Below are 23,698 nucleotides of genomic sequence, written 5' to 3'. Positions count from 1 at the left end.
ATTTTTGATTTGGGCGATTCAATTCTGTATACAGCCATTAACCGAGCCAATGAAAAAAACTTTACATTTCCTATTGTTTCTTTTTTGTACTGTAAATTGTTTCTCACAATTTAGCAAAACACATTATATACCCCCATTGATTTCTGTTGCTGGATTTGCCAATGATCAATATTTATACATCTCAACTCCAAGCCTTGTTAATGTAAATTTTAAAATTATTGCCAATGGAGGAAATGTAGTCAGCGGAACCGTTAATAGTAATAATCCCTACCGATATTACATTGGAAACGGGCTAGACACACAATTATTTACTCCTCTATCCAAAACAGGAATTGTTTCCAACCGAGGGTATGTAATTGAGGCTGAGGACCTCGTTTATGTAAGTGCCAGAGTCAATGCCGGAATCACTCAAAATGGAGGTTATAATCATGCAGGCGGGTTAGTTTCTAAAGGAAATAGTGCCTTGGGTACCACTTTTAGATTAGGAGCAATGTTAAATCCACTTTTTGATGAAACATTATTGAATTTTGCCTCCATAATGGCTACAGAAAACGGAACCAAGATCACTATTTCAAACATTCAAAACGGAACTCAACTTATAGACGGGTCTACTATTTCCGGGCCAATAACTGTTACTTTAAATAAAAACGAAAGTTATGTTTTGGCTTTAAAAAATTATAACGATGGCCAACTTACATCAAATAGTTCTAAAATGATTGGCGCTTTAGTTAATTCTGATAAGCCTGTCGTAGTCAATTCTGGATCATTTGGTGGAAGTAACAGTACACTTCTAGGAGCAACACAAAATGGAGGATTAGCTCCAGTAGGAAGAGATGTTGGTTTTGATCAAATTGTTTCTTTAGAAAAGACAGGGAAAGAATACATCTTCATAAAAGGCCTTGGTACTGATGAATTGGAGCGTGTTTTAATAGTAGCACATTCCAACAATACCGAAATATTTTTGAATGGCTCTTCTGTTTCTTATAAAACACTTAATAGCGGAGAATATATTGCAATTGATGGAAGTCAGTTTATCAATGGAAGTTTATACGTAAAAACTTCTGCAAACGTTTTTGCTTATCAAAGTATTGGTGGAACAATAAATCCTGCCAATCAAAATTTATTTTTTGTTCCGCCAATAAATTGTGCCACGCCAAATACGGTAGACAACATCCCCCAAATCCAATCTATCGGCAACAATACTTTCAACGGATTCCTAAATATTGTAACCGAAACGGGAGCTATCGTGTCATTAAATAATAGTCCAATAACATCTGCTCCTATACCAATTCAGGGAACAGCAGATTTTGTTCGTTACAGTGTATCTGATTTATCTGGAAATATAGCCGTAAAATCAACAAAACAAGTATATGTTTCTTATTTTGGAACCAATGGAGCCGCAACTTATGGAGGTTATTATTCAGGTTTTGATTTAAAACCCGAAATTGTCAGCGGTAAAATAACACTAAACAATTCCTCTTGCATTCCAAACGTATCTTTAAAGATAAATACGCTTTCTTCTTATGATACTTTTCAATGGTATAAAAACGACGTTTTAATTCCTGGCGAAACTAAAAATAATTTCACTCCGTCAGAACCTGGTTTTTATCAGGTACGAGGAAGTATCTCTGGCTGTGTAAGTGATGTTTTCTCAGATAAAATTCCAGTAAGCGAATGTCCAATAAATATCGATAATGACTTAGCCAATGACAATATTGATGTTGATTATGATAATGACGGAATAACAAATTGTACGGAATCATACGGAGATTTGCCGATTAATATTTCAAATCCAAGTTCTGGTTTGGTAAAAACTGGAACTTATTCTAATTCTTTTACGGGCACGGTTACAAGCAGCTCAACGGCCGCTCTTGTTCCTTTTACAGGAAATGCAGATGGAAGTTTTGTTACCGAGGTCATGCCTGGAAAAGGTTTTTCTGTAGACTATAAACTGAATTTCTCAAAACCAATAAATATTCGTTTAGAATATAGCAACAATGCCAATGTAACTGATTTATTAAACTCAGATTCTGAATACGTCATTAATTCAGACATTGACAAAACAGTAACTGTTTTGAATCCAACAAATCAATTATTAATTGACACCAATTATGATGGAATTTATGAAAGCGGCGTTACTCAATTTTCTTCTTTCGAAATTCGATTCCGTTTAAATGGAAGCGTTCCATTACCAGCAGGAACAGGAACATTCAAATTTCAGTCTTATCAAACGCAATCATTTAAAATCACACATAAAAATCTATTAGACACTGCCGGAAATAAAGCAACATTTAAACTTACCGCTACTTGCGTTTCAAAAGACACTGATGGTGACGGAATTCCAGACCAATTAGATTTAGATTCAGACAATGACGGTATTCCTGATGTAATTGAATCCCAAATAAAACCTATTGCTTTGCCTAATAAAGATGTTAATTTAGACGGATTGGATGATATTTTCGATTCTTCTGCAGCAGCAATAGACACAGATAATGACGGAATTCCGAATTATCTTGATCTAGACAGTGATAATGATGGTATTTATGATTTAACCGAATCAGGAAGCAATGCTCCGGATACTAACAAAGATGGAATTATTGACACAATAGATTTTGGGATTAATGGATTATCTAATGCTTTAGAAACCAATCCAGACAATGGAATTTTAAAATATACCGTTTTAGATTCAGATAATGATGGAATAAAAAACCACACCGAAATTGACAGTGACAATGATGGCTGTAATGATGTTATAGAAGCTGGATTTTCTGATCCAAATTTTGATGGGCAATTAGGAAATGCTCCGGTAATTGTAAATTCTTTCGGAATTGTAACTAGCAGAACTGATGGTTATACCACTCCAAATGGTAATTATATTATTGCAACTCCAATTATAATTACTAAGCAACCAGAAAATCAAACCGTTTGTGAATTAGAAAAAGCTGTTTTCAATATCGAATCGAATGCTGATACTTTTCAATGGCAATTTTCTAGTGATGGCGGAAATACTTGGAATGCTTTAACTGAAAACGCAACTTACACGGGAACTAAAACTACTTCTTTAACCATTCAAAAAACAAATAAAACAATGAATGGTTATCAATATCGCGTACTTTTGAACAGAAGCAACAATGCCTGCGGATTAACTTCGGCTAATTCTGTAAAACTCACGCTGTATACTTTACCAGTTTTAAATTCCCCAATTACATTAATTCAGTGTGATGATGATACTGATGGAATTTCTAATTTTAATCTAACCGAGAAAAACAGTTTTATTTCAGCCAATTCTGTCAATGAAACATTCTCTTATTATACTACTTTGGCTGGAGCAAATACAAAAGATTCTGCTGCATTGATTTCAAATCCACTTGCGTTTACAAGTAGCAATAAAAATATATGGGCAAGAGTTGAGAATTCAAACGGATGTTTTTCAGTTGCTCAATTAAATTTAGTAGTTTCAACCACACAAATAGATCCTAACTTTAAAAGATCTTTTACCATTTGTGATGATTTTCTCGACGCTGTTAATGATGACAAAGACGGAATTTCTGCCTTTGATTTCAGCAGTGTGACAGCTGACATTCAGGCAATGCTTCCTTCGGCTAGCACAAATTATTCTATAAAATATTTCGCAAATGAGGCCGATGCTTTGGCAGAAACTAATGCAATTGCAAATCCTTCAAATTACCGAAATACAATGCCAAAACAACAAGAAATTTGGGTTCGTGTCGACAGTAATCTGGACAATGCCTGTTTTGGATTAGGAGCTTATATCACACTAAAAGTAAATCCGAAACCGAATATTGACATCAATAGTAACAGAAATGCTGATCAATTAGTATGTTCTAATTTGCCAACGTTTTTTGTCAAGCTTGATGCGGGAATTATTGGAAATATACCTGCCAATACATATACCTATATTTGGTCAAAAGACGGAAGCATAATACCTGAAGAAACTAATGAAACTTTAGATGTCAACGAAGAAGGAAACTATACCGTAGAAGTTTTCACTAAAGATGCAAGCAGCTGTAGCAGAATCCGAACTATCAACGTAACAGCTTCAGATATTGCACATCTTGATTCCGTTTCCATCTCCGATTTATCAGATTATAATACTGTTGAAGCAAATGTTTCGGGAGCTGGAAATTATGAATACAGTTTAGACGATCCTGACGGTTCTTATCAAGACTCCAGGTTATTTGAAAATGTCCGACCAGGAATACATGATCTTTATATAAATGACAAAAATGGATGCGGAAAAATTTCAAAAACTGTAGCAGTACTTGGAATTCCAAAATTTTTCACGCCAAATAATGATGGATATAATGATTACTGGAACCTTCAGGGAGCAGATGACACTTTTAATTCAGATGCCAAAATCCTTATTTTTGATCGATATGGTAAACTAATCAAGCAACTTACCACTTCTGGTGATGGTTGGGATGGAACTTTCATAGGTAATCCAATGCCTGCAGATGATTATTGGTACACGTTAAAACTAGAAGATGGACGAGAAGCAAAAGGACATTTTAGTTTAAAAAGATAACCTCTCCAAATTATAAAAATTTAAAATTCCGAAAAACAAGGCAAAAAAGAATCCCAAACTCCATAATTGGAATTTGGGATTTTTATATTGAATTTAAATCTAATTAGATTTTAAATCTTTTTCTATCAGTTTCTGTCAAATAGATTTTTCTCAAACGAATAGATTTTGGAGTAACCTCTACATATTCATCTTTTTGAATGTACTCTAAAGCTTCTTCTAAAGAGAAAATAATCGGAGGGATAATTCTCGCTTTTTCATCAGCTCCAGAAGAACGTACGTTAGATTGTTTTTTCTCTTTCGTTACGTTTACACACATATCATCACCACGAGAGTTTTCACCAATTACCTGACCTTCATAGATTTCAGCATTTGGCTCAACGAAAAACTTACCACGATCTTGTAATTTATCGATAGAATAAGGAATAGCTTTTCCTTTTTCCATAGAAATTAAAGAACCTTTGTTACGTCCTGCGATTTCTCCTTTGTAAGGCTCATATCCAATAAAACGGTGTGACATGATAGCTTCACCAGCAGTAGCTGTAAGTAATTGATTTCTTAAACCAATAATTCCACGAGATGGAATATTAAATTTAATAATCATACGCTCACCTTTAGTCTCCATGCTCAACATTTCACCTTTACGAAGTGTAACAAATTCAACTGCTCTACCTGAAAGATTTTCTGGCAAGTCGATTGTTAATTCCTCAATTGGCTCACATTTTTTACCATCAATTTCTTTGATGATAACTTGTGGCTGACCAATTTGCAACTCATAACCTTCTCTTCTCATTGTTTCAATAAGAACAGATAAGTGAAGTACTCCACGGCCAAAAACCATGAATTTATCTGCAGAATCAGTTTCACCTAACTTCATTGCTAAGTTTTTCTCTAATTCTTTTGTCAAACGCTCTCTAATATGACGAGAAGTTACAAATTTACCCTCTTTACCAAAGAAAGGAGAGTCATTAATTGTGAATAACATACTCATTGTAGGCTCATCGATAGCAATAGATGCTAATCCTTCAGGATTTTCGTGGTCAGAGATAGTATCTCCAATTTCAAACCCTTCAACACCTACAACAGCACAAATATCTCCAGCAATTACTTCTGTAACTTTTTTACGTCCTAGACCTTCAAAAGTATGTAATTCTTTAATTCTTGATTTTGTTACAGTACCGTCTCTTTTTACCAAAGATATTGGCATACCTTCTTTTAAAACACCTCTTTCAAGACGTCCGATAGCGATACGACCTGTAAATGCAGAAAAATCTAAAGAAGTAATCAACATTTGTGGATTTCCTTCAGAAACTTTAGGAGCTGGTACATTTTCAACAACCATATCCAATAATGCTTCAACATTATCAGTTACGTTTTCCCAATGATCAGACATCCAGTTGTTTTTAGCAGAACCATAAACTGTTGGAAAATCCAACTGCCATTCTTCAGCACCTAATTCAAACATTAAGTCAAAAACTTTCTCGTGAACCTCTTCAGGAGTACAGTTTTCTTTATCAACTTTGTTAATAACTACGCAAGGTTTAAGACCTAAGTCAATCGCTTTTTGTAATACGAAACGCGTTTGTGGCATTGGACCTTCAAAAGCATCCACTAGCAAACATACACCATCGGCCATGTTCAATACACGTTCAACTTCACCTCCAAAATCCGCGTGGCCTGGAGTGTCAATAATATTGATTTTTGTTCCTTTATATTGAACTGATACGTTTTTAGAAGTAATAGTAATACCTCTCTCACGCTCTAAATCATTATTATCTAGAATTAAATCACCTGTGTTTTCGTTTTCACGAAATAACTGACAGTGATACATAATTTTATCAACCAAAGTTGTTTTACCGTGATCGACGTGGGCAATAATTGCAATGTTTCTAATAGATTCCATCTGTGATTTTTAATGGGCGCAAAGGTACACTTTATTTTTTAATAAAAAACGTTTCTAACATAGTTTGCGTATATACAATCAATTAGTTAATACAAAACAGCAAAATAGAGATCCCAAAATGAACTTTACTTATTGTTTAGTTATAGTTAATTTAACTATATTTGAAGTAATGAAAAGTAAAACTCTCCAAATTACTCTAGTTTATATTCTAGTATCATTATTTATGGCAGTAGTCTGTCATAAAATACTTACCACTTATTTTTCGGACATAAAATATTTTAACCTTTTTTTTCTTAAAGATATTTTTTTCATCTTAACCACCGCATTGTTTTTCAAATACATAGTTTCAAAAAATGAGAAAAAAAATGTAACTGTTTTTAAAAAATTAAAAGAGACAAACGAAGAAATTAAAGAATCAAATGAAAAGTACGACATCGTAGCAAAAGCAACGAGCGATACCATTTGGGACTGGAAAATTCAGGAAGACAGCATAAATTGGAACAAAGGAATCGAAGGAGTTTTTGGATACAATCCTAACGAAGTTGGAAAAACATCAAAATGGTGGTTTGACAAAATTCATCCCGAAGACAGCATCAGAATGTCTATAAAGCTATACTCTTTTATTGAGCAAAAAACCGAAAAATGGCAAGATCAATACCGCTTTAGATGCGCTGACGGAAGTTACAAATATGTCTTAGATCGTGGTTTTTTATTAAAAGATGAAAACGGAAGAGCCATTAGAATGATTGGAGCCATCCAGGATATCACCAAGCAAAAAGAAGAAGAACAGCGATTAAAATTATTAGAAACAGTAATCACTCAATCTAAAGATTCCATTTTAATTACCGAAGCCAATTCACAGGCACGAAAAATCCCAAAAATTGTTTACGTAAATCCCGCTTTTTCTCAAATGTCGGGATATTTATCAAACGAAATTGTTGGTAAATCTCCGAATATTTTCAAAGGACCTAAATCAGATTCAGAAGAATTAAAAAAGTTATTAAGGGCTATTAAAAATGAAGAAGAATGCCTGATAGAAACTATTAGTTACACCAAGCAAAAAGAAGAATATTGGGTCCGATTCTCTATGATTCCAATTTTCAATAATGAAGGATCAATCTCACACTGGATCTCAATTCAAAGAGATATTACAGAAGAAAAAAAGCTCGAAACCGAGAAAGAGCATCTTATTCGAGAATTAACTCAAAACAATAAGGACTTAAAACAATTTTCATACATCACTTCCCACAACTTAAGAGCTCCATTATCTAATTTAATTGGACTTCTGAATCTTATCGAAGATATTCCAATCGAAAATCCTGAACTCGAAGAAATTTTAGGTGGATTTACCAAATCGACTCATTTATTAAATGAAACAATTAATGACTTAGTAAAAGTTATAATCATCAAAGACAATCCTTCAATGCAAAAAGAAGAAGTATCTTTGAAAGAAGTTTTTGAAAACGTTTTTAGTCAATTATCTTTTCAAATAGAATTACACAAACCTATTATAAAACTAAAATTCGAACGCGTACCATTACTTAACACTAACAAAGCATACATTGAAAGTATTTTGCTTAATTTGCTCACCAATTCTATTAAATACAAATCGGAAAACAGGAAATTAAAAATATCCATTATTGCAGAACAAATAGACAATAAAGCGATATTAACATTTAAAGACAATGGAATTGGAATTGATTTAGAAAGAAACCGAGACAAGGTTTTTGGACTCTATCAAAGATTTCATAATTATCCGGACAGCAAAGGACTTGGCCTATATCTTGTAAAATCCCAGGTTGAGACCATGGGAGGAATAATCACTATAGAAAGCGAAGTCAACAAAGGGACAACCTTTACAATAACATTTAAAAATTAACATCATGCTCGAGCAAATTTTATGCATTGACGATGACCCAATCACGTTGATGCTTTGCAAAAAAGTAATTTCGAAGTCACAAATTTGCCATGAAATTATTACAGCTCAAAATGGCGAAGAAGCCCTTCATCACTTCAACACCTTAAAATACACCAACAACAAAAACAAAGACAGCAAAAAACCCGAACTAATCTTTTTAGATTTAAACATGCCTGTTATGGGAGGCTGGGAATTTTTGGACCATTTTACCTCTTCTGATTATGCAGAATTCAACACCGCAAGTGTCATTGTACTCTCTTCAACAATTGACCCGGAGGATTTAGCCAAAGCAAAAAAATATCCCATAATAATAGATTTCCTTTCAAAACCAATTACACTACCCATGCTGGAATATCTTAAAAAGAAAATAGACCTATAAGTGACGTTTCAATTTTCAATACTAAATTTTCAGAATTGCTATAAACAAAAAAAGTCCTCACAAAGAGGACTTTTTATATATCTTACAAATTGTATTAATTACAATTTAGCAACGTGTTTCGTTAATTTAGACTTCAAGTTAGAAGCTTTATTATCGTGAATGATGTTCTTTTTAGCTAATTTATCAATCATAGAGATTACAGTTGATAATTTTGCAGCAGCATCAGATTTATCTGTAGCTAATCTTAACGCTTTGATAGCATTACGAGTAGTTTTGTGTTGGTATCTGTTAAGAACTCTTCTTTTTTCGTTACTTCTGATTCTTTTTAATGCTGACTTATGATTTGCCATTTTCTTTAATTTTAGATGTAATAATAATTATAAATACTAGTTAAAAAAGAAAAACCTCCCACAATTGCCAGGCAATCACTTTGGTTTTAACTAATAAAACAAAAACCGAGACACCAATTTTTATTTTACAAAACTTATTTACAACTAATTTGTAGTCCGTAGGGGAATCGAACCCCTGTTACCAGGATGAAAACCTGGCGTCCTAACCCCTAGACGAACGGACCTAAATTCTCCTAAGTTTGGAAACTTTTCAATATGTAATATAACTTGTAGTCCGTGGGGGAATCGAACCCCCCTTACCAGGATGAAAACCTGGCGTCCTAACCGATAGACGAACGGACCGTGCTTCTGTATTGCGGATGCAAAGATACATCTATTTTTTAGTTGCACAATAGTTGAAGCAAAAAAAATATTTTTTTTTTAATATGCCTTCGCAAAAAGCACTCTTTTAGAAGAAGGATTCCCAGTAAACACACAGGCTCCCGCCTCTTCAACAGCATCCAAAGGGATACAACGAATTGTCGCTTTTGTTAAGTCTTTTATCTTCTCTTCTGTTGCAGCAGTTCCGTCCCAGTGAGCAGATATAAAACCGCCTTTACCTTCTAAAACTTCTTTAAATTCCTCAAAACTATTTACTTCTGTAATATGAGTATTGCGATAATCTAAAGCTCTTGTAAATAAATCGTTTTGAATTTGCTCTAGTAGATCGTTTACATAATCAACGATTTTTTCGCTAGCAACAACTTCTTTTGATAAATTATCACGTCTTGCAACCTCAAAAGTTCCGTTTTCTAAATCTTTTGGACCAACAGCAATTCGAACAGGAACACCTTTCAATTCCCATTCAGCAAATTTGAATCCTGGTTTTTGAGTTGTTCTGTCATCATATTTCACTGATATCTTCAGCTTTCTTAGTTTCGAAGTCAATTCATTAACCGCAGCAGTAATTTGCGCTAATTGCTCATCTGTTTTATGAATTGGAACAATCACAACCTGAATTGGTGCTAAATTTGGAGGCAACACCAATCCCTGATCATCAGAGTGTGTCATAATTAAAGCCCCCATTAAACGAGTAGAAACTCCCCATGAAGTTCCCCAAACATGTTCTTGCTTTCCTTCTGCATTAGCAAACTTAACATCAAAAGCTTTTGCAAAGTTCTGACCTAAAAAGTGTGACGTGCCAGCTTGTAACGCTTTTCCATCCTGCATCAACGCTTCAATACAATAGGTCTCATCTGCACCTGCGAAACGTTCTGTTTCAGTTTTGAAACCTTTTACAACAGGAATTGCCATAAAGTTCTCTGCAAATTCAGCATATACATTCATCATTTTTTCAGACTCTTCAATAGCTTCAGCTTTTGTAGCATGTGCTGTATGCCCTTCTTGCCATAAAAACTCAGCAGTTCTTAAAAACAAACGCGTACGCATTTCCCATCTTACAACATTTGCCCATTGATTAATCAATAAAGGCAAATCTCTATATGACTGCACCCATCCTTTATATGTAGACCAAATAATCGCCTCACTCGTTGGACGAACAATAAGCTCCTCCTCTAACTTTGCATTTGGATCAACCATTAATTTCCCTGGCCTTTCCTCATCATTTTTTAATCTATAATGGGTTACAACAGCACATTCTTTTGCAAATCCTTCTGCATTTTTTTCCTCTGCCTCAAACATGCTCTTAGGCACGAATAAAGGGAAGTAAGCATTCTGATGTCCAGTTTCTTTAAACATTCTATCCAACTCCGCCTGCATTTTTTCCCAAATAGCGTATCCGTATGGTTTAATAACCATACATCCTCTAACTCCTGAATTTTCGGCTAGATCTGCTTTAACAACCAGTTCATTATACCACTTTGAATAATCTTCTGATCTCGTAGTAAGGTTCTTACTCATATTATATAGTTTGGCACAAATTTTGTTTTAATAATTTTAACTAAATAGTTTGACAAAACTAACTATTTTTGTAATGTGCAACAATAAAAAACACCACAGATATGAAAACTTCTACTTCTCTCCGCCAAAACTCAAGTTACTTTTACTTAATTGGATTACTGAGTTTTCTACTTGCATCGTGTGGCTCTTACCAAAATTCCTCTTATTATGATAATGATGGAGTTTATGGCAAATCTACAAATACATACACGCAGACAAGCTCTGCAAACGTCAACAATCAATATAAAGATTACTTCAAATCACTTCAAGACGACAACCAGCCTACCGAAATTTTTACTGATGTAGACAATTACAGTAATTATGCAGTAAACGACAGTACTCAAACAGCATCTGTTGCTTATCCTGCTTGGGGAAGCGGAACTACAGAAACTTCTGTAACCTATTATTCTGATCCTTCATGGTCTTGGGGAATTGGATTTGGATGGGGATACCCTTATTACGGATACGGATATGGATGGGGATATCCTTACTATGGATGGGGATATTATCCAGGCTGGGGTTACCCAGGCTGGGGATATCCAGGATGGGGCTACCCAGGTTACGGATACTACAATAATTACTCTTATAGCTATGGAAGAAGAGGCTCTGCCGCTTATTATGGATCTAGAGGATACACATCTAGAGATTCATATGCAGGAAGAGGCTCATATGCAGGAAGAAATTATGCTGGCAGAAGTTATGCCGGAAATAATTTCTCATCAAGAAACTACGCAGGAAGAAGCAGCAATTATAGCACGAATGGCAGAAGTTACTCAGACTTCAGAAGAAGTTCTTCTGTAAATGGCAGAACATATTCAAGTCCAACTTTTACAGACAGAAGAGGTACAGCTCAAAGCCAAAGTAGTGGTTACGATTATTCAAACAGAAGATCAAGCGCAGGGACAACAAACAGAAGTTACAGCCCTTCAAACAGTAGCCCATCTAGAACTTACTCTCCTAGCCCATCTCGTTCTATGAACAGTAGCGGAAGCAGCATGAGAAGCAGTGGCGGCGGTGGCGGCTACAGTGGTGGCGGTGGCGGAGGAGGAAGATCCTACGGCGGTGGCGGTGGCGGCGGAAGAAGATAACAACTCTTTCACCAAATCATTCTATCACTTTAAATACCAAACCAGATGAAAAAAATATTCTTCCTTTTTACTATAGGGCTATCTTTTAGCGCTCTACATTCACAAGAAGTATCTGATGCTGTGCGATATGCTCAAGATAATTTAACCGGAACTGCACGTTACAGAGCCATGAGCGGTGCTTTTGGAGCTGTTGGTGGGGATTTATCAGCTTTAGCTGTGAATCCTGCAGGTTCTGCTGTATTCAACAATAATCAAATCGGAGTTACTTTTAGCAATCAAACCAAGAAAAACAACTCCAATTATTTCGGAACTGAAACCAGCGACAAAGACAATTCTTTTATCTTAAACCAAGCAGGTGGCGTTTTTGTTTTTCATGATCATAATCCAAAAAATAATTGGAAAAAAATTGTGATTGGGGCGACTTATGAAAACACCAACAATTTTAACAATAACATATTTTCTGCCGGTACAAATCCAAGAAATTCTATTGATCAGTACTTTTTGACTTATGCTAATGGAATACCTTTAAATGTAATAACAGGAGTACCATATCGCGATATGTATTATGATGAACAACAAGCCTATTTTGGATATAAAGGATACGTTATCAATCCTGTCAACCCAAATGATGGCAATAATACACAATATGTTTCTGCAGTTCCTGGCGGCGGTAATTATTATCAGGAAAACGAAATTTACACAAGCGGATATAACAGTAAATTAAGTTTTAATATTGCCACTTCATTCCAAGATATACTTTATTTGGGAGCTAATTTAAATGTACACATTACAGATTACAGAAGATCAAGCAGTTTTTACGAAGACAACAGTAACCCACTTGAAGCAGGCGAAACAATATCGAATCTGCGTTTTAATAACGACTTATATACTTACGGAAACGGTTTTTCTTTTCAATTAGGAGCAATTGTTAAAGTTACTGATGGATTAAGGTTTGGTGCCGCATACGAATCTAACACATGGTACGACCTATATGACGAAGTTGCACAAAGTTTATCAACAACAAGACAAGCAGCAGGTGGTCCAGAGATACACGAAAATGTTAATCCGAATTTGATTAATGTATATGATAGATATACCTTACAAACGCCAGGAAAATTCACTTTTAGTGGTGCTTATGTATTTGGAAAATCAGGATTAATAAGTGTAGACTATTCTATTAAGGATTACGCCAATACAAAATACAAACCAACAAGTGATCCAGGTTTTAGAGGATTAAATACTGATATGAGTAATCAATTGACATCAAATGGAGAATTAAGAATTGGTGGAGAATTCAAAATCCAAAGATTAAGTCTTCGTGGCGGATATCGTTTTGAAGGAAGCCCTTATAAAGATGGAACAACAATTGGCGACCTAAACAGCTATTCAGGAGGTTTAGGCTATAGTTTTGGAGCAACTAAATTAGATTTAGCTTATTCTTATTCGGAAAGAAAATCAAATCAAGGATTTTTTGCAACTGGATTCACTGACGGGGCTAACATTACATCAAAACTTAACAATGTTACTTTGAGTTTATTATTTGAATTGTAATTAGAAATTAAAATAGATTAATCAGGATTTCCGTCGAGTTCTTTTCTCGGCGGATTTTTTTTTAGCTCAACGGAAGCGGCATCAGCTTCATAAAAAACACCTAAAAGAAACGGAAACAAGCGGTGTTTGAATAAAAAAGTGTAATTTTGCACTCCAATTTATAAAAGTATGAGAACCAAGTCTTTAAAAAAGAACAAAATTAACGTAATCACTCTTGGGTGTTCAAAAAATGTTTATGACAGTGAAGTCCTTATGGGACAGCTGCGTGCTAATGGAAAAGAAGTTGAACATGAGGCTCCTGCAGAAAAAGAAGGAAACATTATTGTAATAAACACTTGTGGTTTTATTGATAACGCTAAAGCGGAATCAGTAAATATGATTTTGGAATATGCAGACAAAAAAGACAAAGGCTTAGTAGACAAAGTTTTTGTAACTGGATGCTTGTCTGAACGTTACAGACCAGATTTAGAAAAAGAAATTCCGAATGTGGATCAATATTTTGGTACAACTGAATTGCCACAATTATTAAAAGCATTAGGTGCTGATTATAAACACGAATTACTTGGAGAACGTTTGACTACAACTCCAAAGAATTACGCTTATTTAAAAATAGCCGAAGGTTGCGACAGACCTTGCAGTTTTTGCGCGATTCCTTTAATGAGAGGCTCACACGTTTCTCAACCAATTGAAAAACTAGTTAAAGAAGCTCAAGGTTTAGCTAAAAATGGCGTTAAAGAATTAATATTAATTGCTCAAGACTTAACTTATTACGGACTTGATCTTTATAAAAAACGAAATCTTGCAGAACTTTTGGAAGAATTAGCAAAAGTAGAAGGAATTGAATGGATTCGTCTTCATTATGCTTATCCAACTGGTTTTCCGATGGATGTTTTAGAATTAATGAAACGCGAACCTAAAATTTGTAATTATATTGATATTCCGTTGCAACACATTTCAGATTCCATTTTGAAATCAATGCGTCGTGGGACAACACAAGCTAAAACAACACAGTTATTAAAAGATTTCCGTGCGGCAGTTCCGGGAATGGCAATCAGAACTACTTTAATTGTTGGATATCCAGGTGAAACTCAAGAAGATTTTGAAATTTTGAAAGACTTTGTTCAGGAAATGAAGTTTGACAGAATGGGATGTTTTGCTTATTCACATGAAGAAAACACGCATGCTTATCTATTGGAAGATGATGTTCCAGATGATGTTAAGCAAGCAAGAGCAAATGAAATCATGGAACTTCAGTCGCAAATTTCATGGGATTTGAACCAAGAGAAAGTAGGACAAATTTTCAGATGTATTATTGACAGAAAAGAAGGTGCTCATTTCGTGGGAAGAACAGAGTTCGACAGCCCTGATGTTGATAACGAAGTTTTGATTGACGCCTCTAAATATTACGTAAAAACAGGTGAATTTGTTAATATCAAGATAATTGAAGCAACAGAATTTGATTTATACGGAGAACCTGCTTAAATTTACGCTAAACTATTATCAATTTAGATAACTTATTATGAAACCAACCAACTTATTTTTTCTTTTCATTTTCACTTTATGCTGTTTTAATGTAGCATCAGCTCAATATGGCGGCTATAATAGTTATAATAATGGTTACGGCGGAGGATATGGACGTGGAGGCGGAATGGGAATGGACAGAAGTATGATGGCTGGCCCTCAAAGTTCTCCAAGCAAACCAAAAGAAATTCCTGCTGAAGAAACTGCTGCAAAAATTGTAGAACAAATGAAACCTGAGCTAAAACTTGACGATCTTCAAGCAATTGCAATTACTAATGTTTTAGCCGACAGCATGAAAGAACAAGGAGTTCTTTTGAAAAATGAAAGCAGCAGCCAGGATCAAAAAGTAGAGCAAATTAGTGCATTGAGAGAAAGCACTAATAAAAAAATAAATGCTTTTTTGAATCCTGACCAAGTAGAAAAGTACAAGGATTTTATGGCTAATTACAAAGGGACCCAAAAAACAAAATCCAAAAAGAAAAAAGATTCTAAAGAGCATAAAGAAGAGGCAACAGAAGAAAAAACAATAAAAGCTGAAGAATAATTTTTTTTAACTTCAACTTCAAATGTGAACGATCATGGTAAAAAAACATTTTTGTTATTTGATTTTAGCAATTATCATAACTTCTTGCTCTACAAATCCATATAAAAATACTGAAAAAGTATACGATCAGCAGCTTAAAAATTTGGAAAACCAAATTACAAGCAAAGATCCACAACCAATTCCAGCAGTTAGTCCAGTTGTAATTGACACTACTTACGCAGCACAATTAGGTATTGTAAAGGACACTTTGTCAAAAACAGGATCTACTCATTTAGTAAACGGAATTACCACAGAATGGATTGGAACGGTAAATTTCAATTTAAGAAAACCAAGTTTTATCATCATCCATCATACAGCTCAGGATTCTCTTAAACAGACCATAAATACGTTTACAAAAACAAAAACACAGGTTAGTGCACATTATATTATTTCTGAAAATGGAAAAGTAGTGCAAATGCTGAATGACTATTTAAGAGCCTGGCATGCAGGCGCATCTACTTGGGGGAAAAACACCGATATCAACTCAAGCTCGATTGGAATTGAATTAGACAACAACGGCTTCAAGCCTTTTACAGAAAGCCAAATCAGCAGTCTTGTTGCTCTTTTGACAAAATTGAAAAAAGATTATAATATTCCGACGCAAAACATTTTAGGTCATTCTGATATTGCCCCAGGAAGAAAACAAGATCCGAGTGCTTTATTTCCTTGGAAAACATTAGCAGAAAAAGGCTTTGGAATTTGGCCAGATGAAATTCTAGAAGAAGCTCCTTTTGATTTTAAAATTGAGCCTGCATTGCGAATAATTGGATACAACACAAAAAATCTTTCGGCAGCAATTATGGCATTCAAACTACATTATATTCAAACTGATGTAACGCCTACTTTAGACCGAAAAACAATAGACACTATTTACTCTATTTATAAAAAACAAGTTCAGTAATAAGTTTCAAAAAAAAATACAAAAGCGCATTTCTTAAATACTTAGAAATGCGTTTTTTTATAACCTAATAAGCGGATTACGACTAAAAATGCTATAGGTTGACTGAGCAATAATTCTTCTTTTAATATTACCATTTGTGAAATTAAAACTAGACACAGTATTTCCAATATCATTGTGTCGACTAAAGGCTCTTATACAGAAATCATCTAGTTAGTATACTTCCCGCATTTATATTTAACAGCTTACTTTTCACTGCTCACATTTAAATTTAATGATTCACATTTTGCAATTCACACTACATCCCAAATAAAAAAGCTGCCAAAACATTAATATGTTTCGACAGCTCCAAAAAAAAAAAAAAAAATATCAATCTTTATCTCTAGAAAGAGTATGTTGTAGCTATAAGACCATAGAAAGATCCACCTGTTGGCAATGCATCACTATCTAAAAAGATGTCTTCAGATGCAGCATCGTATCTTAACTCAGGAATTATAGTCAGTTTTCCAACTTTGTAATTTAAAGAAACTGTGTTTGCAAAAACACTTGAACCTGTTAAAGTTCCTAAACTTGGCGCAGCATCTTTAGCATCGAAATATTCCATTCTGTAAGCTAATAATAATGATGGAGAGAATGAGTAATTTGCATATCCTACTAATGAGAACCATTCTCCATCTAAATCGCTGTCAAAATCATTTTTAGTTTTAGCATAAGTCGCATTGAATCCAAGACCAAAACTATCGCTTATTGTTTTTGATGCCACAAAATCGATTTGTGTTTTATTTTCGTCAGATGCAGGATTACTGCTTCCTGAAGTAAAGTTCAAATAAGCACTTCCTGTTTCACCAATATATCCAACTTGTCCTATATATGTTTTTTGTGTTGAACCAGCATCCATAGCTGATTTAAAATCTGTTGGATTAGTGATACCAAACATAGCTGTAAACTTTCCTGAAGTATATTGCGCTTTTACCCCCGTATTAAAGAACGGTCCGTAAGAAAATGCATATGACATACTGTAGTTTTTATTATCGACAGCGTCTAATACCTCATATCCAATATGAGTACCAAAGCTACCCGCTACAAATTTAAATTTATCAGTAACATTATAAGTAAAGAACAATTGTTTAATTAAAAATTTTGCATTTATATCTTTATCTGTTGTTTCATTATATGAAAATTCGCCCGCTCTTTTTCCGAATCCTAAGTCTACAAATACAGAAGCTTTTCCGAAAGTGTGTCCAGCTTCGATAGAGGCCATTCCTAATTCAAATGAATCCTGAGAGTTGGTAAAGCTCGTTAATCCGTTCATTTGTTTAGAAAAATCGTATTTATAGTACGCATCTGCTGATCCGCCCCATGTTGTTGCTGGTGGAGTTGAAGTCTCAGTATCATCTTGAGCAAAAGCAAAAGAACTCGTTAACATCGCGGCTAAAATGTGTAATACTTTTTTCATGTTTTAATTGGTTTTTGGTTATTAATTGATTCTGGTTAGTTAATCTTTTATATAGCTGTAATTAATAGTATATGTCAATTCTAAATATCCCTCATCATCCTCAAAAAACCCCTTCATTTTCATTAGCGAATTTATTAACTTTTGTATGAGTAGAACAATCGAAAAGTACTTTTTTGATGTTTTACAAGCAGAATTACGGATTACAAAAATTAAAGAAGCAATAATCGTTATTTGATATTTATACGGATTCATTTTTGAAAATTCAACAACGCTATTTCAGTTATTTTTCAATTTTTAAAAGGGTTTTAAACAAAAAACAAATAAAAAATCAAGCAAAATCAACACAAAAAACAACAAAAACAAAACATTACCCTAAAAAATTAGGGGGTATAAGTAAAATATTAAAAATTAAACCAAAACACAAAACAAAATCAACTAACCCAAAAAAGCAATTTCATAAAAACAAAATTCCTACAAAAATAAACCTACAAAATAGCAAAGAACAATCTTCAACAAAAGATTCAATTTCTCATTTTGACAACAAAAAAAGCCTGTTCAAAACTGAACAGGCTTCATAAAAAACAACAAGAATCTTTCTATTCCTGCGTATTATATTTTCTTAAAAACTCTCTAACCTTAATACCAGATTCTTTTAAATCTTCATCCTTCCACTTTCCTTCCGACTTAGCCGATTTCTTAAGAATAGAACAAGTTTCATCTTTATCAGAAACCGACCAAGTAATCCAACTCAATTTTCGGGATTCCATCCAATCAATATATTCCTGCCAGGCTTTTATATTTAAAGGTCCGTCACCAGACGCTTCCATTCCGGCAGATTCAGAAATAAAAACTGGTAATCCGCTTTTTATGGCTGCATCAGTTCTATCTCTTAATTCTTTGCCATGAGTTGCTGCATAAAAATGCATTGTATACATTATATTATTGTATCCTATAATAGGATCTTCGGCAGGAAGGCTAATATCCTGATCCCAATGTGGGCATCCAACCAAAATAATATTATTAGGATCATTTTCTCTAATTACACGAATAATCTCTTCGGCATACGTTTTAACTTCCCACCAACTTTCATAATCGGGTTCATTAAACACCTCATATATTATATTAGGATATTTGGCATACTTTTTTGACATCTCGGCAAAAAAAGCCGATGCTTCTTTCAAATTAATATTATGACTGTGCCAATCAATTATCACATAAATATCTGATTTGATAGCGCCATTTACAACCGCTTCAATCTTTTCTTTTGATTGTTGAGGCTCTTTCATATAAGACATCTCCCCTAACTCGATTCCATTGGCGGCTCTGACAACATTGCAATTAAAATCCTTCTTTAGCCAGCTTACTGCTTTTTCATTATAAAATCTCGGCCACATGCTATGCCAGCCAAAACTCAATCCACGTAAAACAATGGGATTGTTATTTTTATCTACTAATTGAGTTCCGTTAACACTCAACTGTCCATGCTTTTTGACAAACTGAGCCTGTAAAGCAAAAGAAAAAAACAACAAAGCAATAGCATAAAAATGACTTTTTGATTTCATAATTTAAGATTTAAGGCGTTAATCTAAGCGTAATAACATCATGTGACGCAAGGTCAGAAACAAAATTCTTTTTAGTAGTTCCGATTTCTTTGTTTTTCCAAAGATCCTTTATTTTATAATTTACTTTATTAAAATCGGCTTCATAACCAAAATCAGCATCTTTGATGATATTCTTTTTAAAATCGAAATTGACTTTTTTAGCTACATCACTTCTATTTAAAAAAGTAATTACCCAATTTCCATCTGACAAAGGCTTAACCCAAACTTCCAAACCATCTTCTGCTGCATATTTAAATCCCTGAATTCCTAATTTATCCTGATTTACCGCAATCAAATCTTTGTTAGTTAAAATTGCTAATGTTTCTTTCGACATTTTTCGGTAATCATTTCCTGTAAATAACGGCGAAGAAAGCATACACCACATGGCAAAATGCGATTTATCTTCGGTATCATTCATTTCATTTCCAACTTCCATCATATCAAAATCATTCCAATGATCGGGGCCAGAATATTTACGGATGTCTTTTCGCATTTCGGCGATTTTCATAAATCCCCAAGACGACCAATTTTCCGGGTGTTTGAATTCGCAGTCAAAGCAAGGATAAATATCTCCTGAAATTCTCCAAAGATTCCCAATTGGTTTTCCCCATTCCCAAGGCTGATTATCCCCCCATTCACAAAGACTAAAAACAATTGATCTTCCAGCAACTTTTAAGGCATTACTCATCGTTGTATAAGCTTCAGGCGCTGTAATTCCTTTTGTATTGCACCAATCGTACTTTAAAAAATCAATTCCTAATTTAGCATAAAAACGCGCATCTTGATATTCGTAACCACGCGTTCCCGGATAGCCTGCACAAGTTTGCGTTCCTGCACAATTGTACAAACCAAATTTCAAGCCTTTGCTGTGCACATAGTCAATCAGCGCTTTCATTCCGTTTGGAAATTTAACCGGATCAGGAACAAGATCGCCATTTGCATCACGTTCTCTTGTCATCCAGCCGTCATCTAAAACAATATAATCATAACCAGCCGACGCCAAACCTGACGAAACCATAATATCGGCGGTTTCTTTTACTAATTTTTCATTAATATCGGTTCCAAAAGTATTCCAGGAATTCCATCCCATTGGCGGTGTCATGGCTAAGCCTTCGAATTTTCCTCCTGGCTGATTATGCGTATTTCCTTGCCCGAAACTCAGACAGGAAATAAAAAGAACGAATGCTGAAATTATCTTTTTCATTATTAAAATTTCAAATTAATTATAATTAAAAAAAGTATTCCCTAATTGAGTAGATTAGGGAATACTTAAACAAAACTCAAAACAAATAACTGCTTTTATTTTAATACGAATCCCATGTCATCCATAAGGATTGTATTTCCTCCAAAATTACCCGATTCCTGAAGTGTCAGCTGATCGAAAGTCGTTGGATTTCCAATATCTGAAAATGGAATTTCAATTGTAGTCCAATTTGGAGTTATTGTTTTTTTAATTTGATAAGCCCATCCGCCAAAAACAAATATGACACTTGCACCAGTATTTGTCGATGTCGATTTCACTTTTACTCTAAATGCTTTATATTTTGAAATATTTCTAGAATTAAATTTCATATCAGCGCCATTCCATCCTCCAAATACAAATTTAATTGAAGATTTACCTTGAACTTTATCGTCTTTAAAATCTGTGTCAAAAGTATCGCCACCGCTCCACATCCAATGTCCTGCGTCACCTTGCAAAGCATCATCATATAATGCCGAACCAATCGCTTCTTCAGAAACAGTAGAACCAGAAATATTTGTCACAGTAACATACTTATCTGTTGCATTAGCTGGCATTTTAAATTTAATTTCAGTCAATGTTGAAGAAATTACAGGCACATCTGCTGTTCCTACTTTTACCGTTGGATTCAAGAAATAATCACCATAAACTGTTACAATTTCACCTTCAGCAGCATTAATAGAATTATAGCTCTCTAATTTTGGTGTTGGCGGCGCAATCACAAAGTCATACAAAACGGTTCCCGTTTTTGTAACCAATTTTAATTTATTACTTGAATTTGCATATGGTGTTTTTTCGTCAATTAAAACAAAAATTGCAGAATCCGTAACTAATGTCGGGTTGAAATAAGTATCAAAATCATTAAAATAGATTTTTGTTACATTAGCAAGGCCTGATCCCTGAATGATATAATAATTTTTAGGATCTCCAACCTTAACCGGCACCAAATCTCCTTCAACAGATTTTGCAACACTTGTGATTACAGGTGTTCCTCCAGAACCGCCTGCAGCTTCATCATTATCGCATGAAGACAACAATCCTAGCACCATAAATGCCATCGTAAAAAACGGCAAAAGGTATTTTATTTTTATATTTTTCATAATGGTCAAATTTTAGTAATTATTTAAAAGTATACGGAACTGGTGCTTGTAACAACTTAGGATTTTTAGCTACCTCATTATCCGGATAATCCATATAGAAATCATTTGTTGCATGATCTTGACTGTACACAGGCGTGTAATGACGTTCAGCATATCTATCACCTCTGTTTTGAGCCGACATAATTGCGATTGCTTTATTTTTATCAATACGTCCTAAATCAAACCAATAATCTCCTTCAAAACACAATTCTTTTCTTCTTTCTAAAAAGATATCATCAAAAGTAATTGAAGTTAAATTAGCTAAGCCAGCTCTTCTTCTAACCTGATTGATTGAATTTAAGGCACTCGCATCAGTTGTACTTGCATTCGCTCCTAAAACCGCTTCAGCATGAATCAACAACAACTCTGCATAACGCATAACATAAGTATTATTATCCATCATTGCCCATGCATCGGCTTGACCAGTAGCACTTCCGTTTACAACACCAATACAATATTTTTTAATTGCACCTCCTGAAGCCTGAGCCAAATCTTTACCAGTTGGAACAGTAAAACCAATTCCTTGTGTTGTTTTAATAGTTGGATAACTATCTCCTGCAACCATTACAGTTTCATGTTTTCTTAAATCACCAGCTCCATATAAAGAAAGAATCACCTCTTGACTTGGTCCAAAAACTCCTGCGTAAGATGCATTTGAAGTTGACAATGTACCATCTTGGAATCCAAATTGCGTGTTACAGTTATTTGCAGAACCATAAGCTCCGTCACCTTTCCATTGAATCGCAAAAATAGATTCTTCATTATTGTTGTTTGGATAAGTAAACAAATCTGCAAAACTTTTTCCTGGCAATTGATCACCTCCTAAAAGTTTAAATTCACCACTGCTGATAACAGCTTCTGCCATTGCTTTTGCATTTGCATAATCTTTTTGGTACAAATACACTTTTGCCAATAATGCTCTTGCCGAACCTTTAGAAACGTGTCCATTACTTGCATAATTTGTTCCTCTTGTTTTAGCAGCCAATAAATCAATTGCTTTTAAATAATCCATTGTGATTAATTTATAAATATCTGCAACTGTATTGGTGTTTACATAAGGATTACTTGTGTAATCAAGCGGGTTTTCGATAATTGGCACCGGCCCCCAAAGTCTTACTAAATCAAAATAAGCTGTAGCTCTCATAAAATAAGCCTCGCCTATTGCATTGTCTAAAACAGCTTTATCAACGTCTGGACCTACTCGCGCAGCCAAAAAGTTAATAATCATATTAGACTGCTGCACATTTGCCCATAATGATGACCAACCGTTTACTAATTCCGGATCACTTCCGTTTAATGCAAATGTTCGCAATCCGCTTACATCTGGAGAACCTGAGTACATATTTCCTGAACCTACTTCAAGCGCCCACCAAAATTTATTATACATCTGAAACCAAGTTCTGCTATACATACCATTTGTAGCCGATGAAACCTGATCATTTGTGCTGTAATAAGAATCCAAACTTATTCCATCTTCAGAAGGTCTGTCCGTAAAATCATCTGAACATGATGCAAAAGTCAGAAACGCTGCTGCTATAAAAAGCAAACTATATCTATTTAAAAAAGATTTCTTTTTCATTTTTTTTTAAT

18 protein-coding genes and 2 tRNA genes are annotated in these 23,698 nt (G+C 34.4%); 9 read left to right on the top strand and 11 right to left on the bottom strand.

The window, feature by feature from the left end:
* Positions 1 to 49: 49 nt before the first annotated feature.
* Positions 50 to 4,546 carry a T9SS type B sorting domain-containing protein gene (locus tag ACNFIH_RS18250; RefSeq protein ID WP_426484205.1) on the top strand — a complete coding sequence of 1,499 codons (4,497 nt, stop codon included), beginning with the start codon at positions 50 to 52 and terminating at the stop codon, positions 4,544 to 4,546.
* A 103-nt stretch (positions 4,547 to 4,649) separates the two neighbouring features.
* Here the strand turns inward: ACNFIH_RS18250 and typA are convergent, their stop codons facing one another.
* On the bottom strand, positions 4,650 to 6,446 hold the full coding sequence (gene typA, locus ACNFIH_RS18245) for a translational GTPase TypA (protein ID WP_035647745.1): 1,797 nt from the start codon (positions 6,444 to 6,446) through the stop codon (positions 4,650 to 4,652).
* 325 nt (positions 6,447 to 6,771) lie between these two features.
* Here typA and ACNFIH_RS18240 point away from each other — a divergent pair, with 325 nt between their 5' ends.
* Both ACNFIH_RS18240 and ACNFIH_RS18235 read left to right on the top strand, forming a co-directional pair.
* Entirely contained in the window at positions 6,772 to 8,325 is a 1,554-nt protein-coding gene (locus ACNFIH_RS18240; RefSeq protein WP_426484204.1) for a PAS domain-containing sensor histidine kinase, read from the top strand.
* Between the two features lie 4 nt (positions 8,326 to 8,329).
* Complete coding sequence (locus ACNFIH_RS18235) at positions 8,330 to 8,743, top strand: response regulator (RefSeq protein WP_035647749.1); 414 nt, start codon at positions 8,330 to 8,332, stop codon at positions 8,741 to 8,743.
* Positions 8,744 to 8,841: 98 nt separating this feature from the next.
* Here the strand turns inward: ACNFIH_RS18235 and rpsT are convergent, their stop codons facing one another.
* From rpsT to proS, 4 genes are all read right to left on the bottom strand, one after another.
* Positions 8,842 to 9,093: a 30S ribosomal protein S20 gene (rpsT, locus tag ACNFIH_RS18230; RefSeq protein WP_012026903.1), complete on the bottom strand. Its 252-nt coding sequence runs from the start codon at positions 9,091 to 9,093 to the stop codon at positions 8,842 to 8,844.
* Positions 9,094 to 9,245: 152 nt separating this feature from the next.
* Positions 9,246 to 9,317, bottom strand: a tRNA-Glu gene (locus ACNFIH_RS18225).
* A gap of 46 nt (positions 9,318 to 9,363) precedes the next feature.
* Positions 9,364 to 9,435 (bottom strand) — tRNA-Glu (locus tag ACNFIH_RS18220).
* Between the two features lie 78 nt (positions 9,436 to 9,513).
* A complete protein-coding gene (gene proS / locus ACNFIH_RS18215; RefSeq protein WP_426484203.1) occupies positions 9,514 to 10,992 on the bottom strand; it encodes a proline--tRNA ligase in 1,479 nt (492 codons plus the stop codon).
* Positions 10,993 to 11,093: 101 nt separating this feature from the next.
* Between proS and ACNFIH_RS18210 the strand changes: the two genes are divergently transcribed.
* Both ACNFIH_RS18210 and ACNFIH_RS18205 read left to right on the top strand, forming a co-directional pair.
* Positions 11,094 to 12,119 carry a hypothetical protein gene (locus tag ACNFIH_RS18210; RefSeq protein ID WP_426484202.1) on the top strand — a complete coding sequence of 342 codons (1,026 nt, stop codon included), beginning with the start codon at positions 11,094 to 11,096 and terminating at the stop codon, positions 12,117 to 12,119.
* Positions 12,120 to 12,164: 45 nt separating this feature from the next.
* Positions 12,165 to 13,670, top strand: coding sequence for an OmpP1/FadL family transporter (locus ACNFIH_RS18205; protein WP_426484201.1), 1,506 nt, complete (start codon positions 12,165 to 12,167; stop codon positions 13,668 to 13,670).
* Between the two features lie 17 nt (positions 13,671 to 13,687).
* Here the strand turns inward: ACNFIH_RS18205 and ACNFIH_RS18200 are convergent, their stop codons facing one another.
* Complete coding sequence (locus tag ACNFIH_RS18200; protein ID WP_426484200.1) at positions 13,688 to 13,822, bottom strand: hypothetical protein; 135 nt, start codon at positions 13,820 to 13,822, stop codon at positions 13,688 to 13,690.
* Positions 13,823 to 13,838: 16 nt separating this feature from the next.
* On the opposite strand from ACNFIH_RS18200, the gene rimO reads away from it, so the two are divergent.
* The 3 genes from rimO to ACNFIH_RS18185 are packed head-to-tail and all read left to right on the top strand — an operon-like array spanning position 13,839 to position 16,675.
* Positions 13,839 to 15,152, top strand: a complete 1,314-nt coding sequence (rimO, locus tag ACNFIH_RS18195) for a 30S ribosomal protein S12 methylthiotransferase RimO (RefSeq protein ID WP_426484199.1) — start codon at positions 13,839 to 13,841, stop codon at positions 15,150 to 15,152.
* A 37-nt stretch (positions 15,153 to 15,189) separates the two neighbouring features.
* Positions 15,190 to 15,735 carry a hypothetical protein gene (locus ACNFIH_RS18190; protein WP_426484198.1) on the top strand — a complete coding sequence of 182 codons (546 nt, stop codon included), beginning with the start codon at positions 15,190 to 15,192 and terminating at the stop codon, positions 15,733 to 15,735.
* A gap of 34 nt (positions 15,736 to 15,769) precedes the next feature.
* A complete protein-coding gene (locus ACNFIH_RS18185) occupies positions 15,770 to 16,675 on the top strand; it encodes an N-acetylmuramoyl-L-alanine amidase (protein ID WP_035648160.1) in 906 nt (301 codons plus the stop codon).
* Positions 16,676 to 17,054: 379 nt separating this feature from the next.
* Here ACNFIH_RS18185 and ACNFIH_RS18180 read toward each other — a convergent pair whose 3' ends face one another.
* Complete coding sequence (locus tag ACNFIH_RS18180; protein WP_035647767.1) at positions 17,055 to 18,128, bottom strand: outer membrane beta-barrel protein; 1,074 nt, start codon at positions 18,126 to 18,128, stop codon at positions 17,055 to 17,057.
* Positions 18,129 to 18,382: 254 nt separating this feature from the next.
* Here ACNFIH_RS18180 and ACNFIH_RS18175 point away from each other — a divergent pair, with 254 nt between their 5' ends.
* Positions 18,383 to 18,706, top strand: coding sequence for a hypothetical protein (locus ACNFIH_RS18175; protein ID WP_426484197.1), 324 nt, complete (start codon positions 18,383 to 18,385; stop codon positions 18,704 to 18,706).
* Between the two features lie 18 nt (positions 18,707 to 18,724).
* On the opposite strand, the gene ACNFIH_RS18170 is transcribed toward ACNFIH_RS18175, so the two are convergent.
* From ACNFIH_RS18170 to ACNFIH_RS18155, 4 genes are all read right to left on the bottom strand, one after another.
* The gene (locus ACNFIH_RS18170; RefSeq protein ID WP_426484196.1) at positions 18,725 to 19,690 is read right to left on the bottom strand and encodes a glycoside hydrolase family 5 protein; all 966 of its coding nucleotides are present in this window, start codon (positions 19,688 to 19,690) and stop codon (positions 18,725 to 18,727) included.
* 10 nt (positions 19,691 to 19,700) lie between these two features.
* A complete protein-coding gene (locus tag ACNFIH_RS18165) occupies positions 19,701 to 20,933 on the bottom strand; it encodes a glycoside hydrolase family 27 protein (protein ID WP_426484195.1) in 1,233 nt (410 codons plus the stop codon).
* 95 nt (positions 20,934 to 21,028) lie between these two features.
* Positions 21,029 to 22,069, bottom strand: a complete 1,041-nt coding sequence (locus tag ACNFIH_RS18160; RefSeq protein ID WP_426484194.1) for an IPT/TIG domain-containing protein — start codon at positions 22,067 to 22,069, stop codon at positions 21,029 to 21,031.
* A 19-nt stretch (positions 22,070 to 22,088) separates the two neighbouring features.
* Positions 22,089 to 23,687 carry a RagB/SusD family nutrient uptake outer membrane protein gene (locus ACNFIH_RS18155; protein WP_426484193.1) on the bottom strand — a complete coding sequence of 533 codons (1,599 nt, stop codon included), beginning with the start codon at positions 23,685 to 23,687 and terminating at the stop codon, positions 22,089 to 22,091.
* Positions 23,688 to 23,698: the final 11 nt, after the last annotated feature.

It is taken from the genome of Flavobacterium sp. 2 (assembly GCF_049949195.1).
Classification (GTDB): Bacteria; Bacteroidota; Bacteroidia; order Flavobacteriales; family Flavobacteriaceae; genus Flavobacterium.
This window is presented reverse-complemented; position numbering and strand designations above follow the sequence as displayed.

Coding starts and splice junctions, on each gene's coding strand:
- ACNFIH_RS18210 (WP_426484202.1), top strand. CDS start 11,094: ATGAAAACTTCTACTTCTCTCCGCCAAAACTCAAGTTACTTTTACTTA.
- ACNFIH_RS18185 (WP_035648160.1), top strand. CDS start 15,770: ATGGTAAAAAAACATTTTTGTTATTTGATTTTAGCAATTATCATAACT.
- ACNFIH_RS18205 (WP_426484201.1), top strand. CDS start 12,165: ATGAAAAAAATATTCTTCCTTTTTACTATAGGGCTATCTTTTAGCGCT.
- ACNFIH_RS18180 (WP_035647767.1), bottom strand. CDS start 18,128: ATGAAAAAAGTATTACACATTTTAGCCGCGATGTTAACGAGTTCTTTT.
- rimO (WP_426484199.1), top strand. CDS start 13,839: ATGAGAACCAAGTCTTTAAAAAAGAACAAAATTAACGTAATCACTCTT.
- ACNFIH_RS18160 (WP_426484194.1), bottom strand. CDS start 22,069: ATGAAAAATATAAAAATAAAATACCTTTTGCCGTTTTTTACGATGGCA.
- ACNFIH_RS18235 (WP_035647749.1), top strand. CDS start 8,330: ATGCTCGAGCAAATTTTATGCATTGACGATGACCCAATCACGTTGATG.
- ACNFIH_RS18170 (WP_426484196.1), bottom strand. CDS start 19,690: ATGAAATCAAAAAGTCATTTTTATGCTATTGCTTTGTTGTTTTTTTCT.
- ACNFIH_RS18250 (WP_426484205.1), top strand. CDS start 50: ATGAAAAAAACTTTACATTTCCTATTGTTTCTTTTTTGTACTGTAAAT.
- rpsT (WP_012026903.1), bottom strand. CDS start 9,093: ATGGCAAATCATAAGTCAGCATTAAAAAGAATCAGAAGTAACGAAAAA.
- proS (WP_426484203.1), bottom strand. CDS start 10,992: ATGAGTAAGAACCTTACTACGAGATCAGAAGATTATTCAAAGTGGTAT.
- ACNFIH_RS18190 (WP_426484198.1), top strand. CDS start 15,190: ATGAAACCAACCAACTTATTTTTTCTTTTCATTTTCACTTTATGCTGT.
- ACNFIH_RS18165 (WP_426484195.1), bottom strand. CDS start 20,933: ATGAAAAAGATAATTTCAGCATTCGTTCTTTTTATTTCCTGTCTGAGT.
- ACNFIH_RS18155 (WP_426484193.1), bottom strand. CDS start 23,687: ATGAAAAAGAAATCTTTTTTAAATAGATATAGTTTGCTTTTTATAGCA.
- typA (WP_035647745.1), bottom strand. CDS start 6,446: ATGGAATCTATTAGAAACATTGCAATTATTGCCCACGTCGATCACGGT.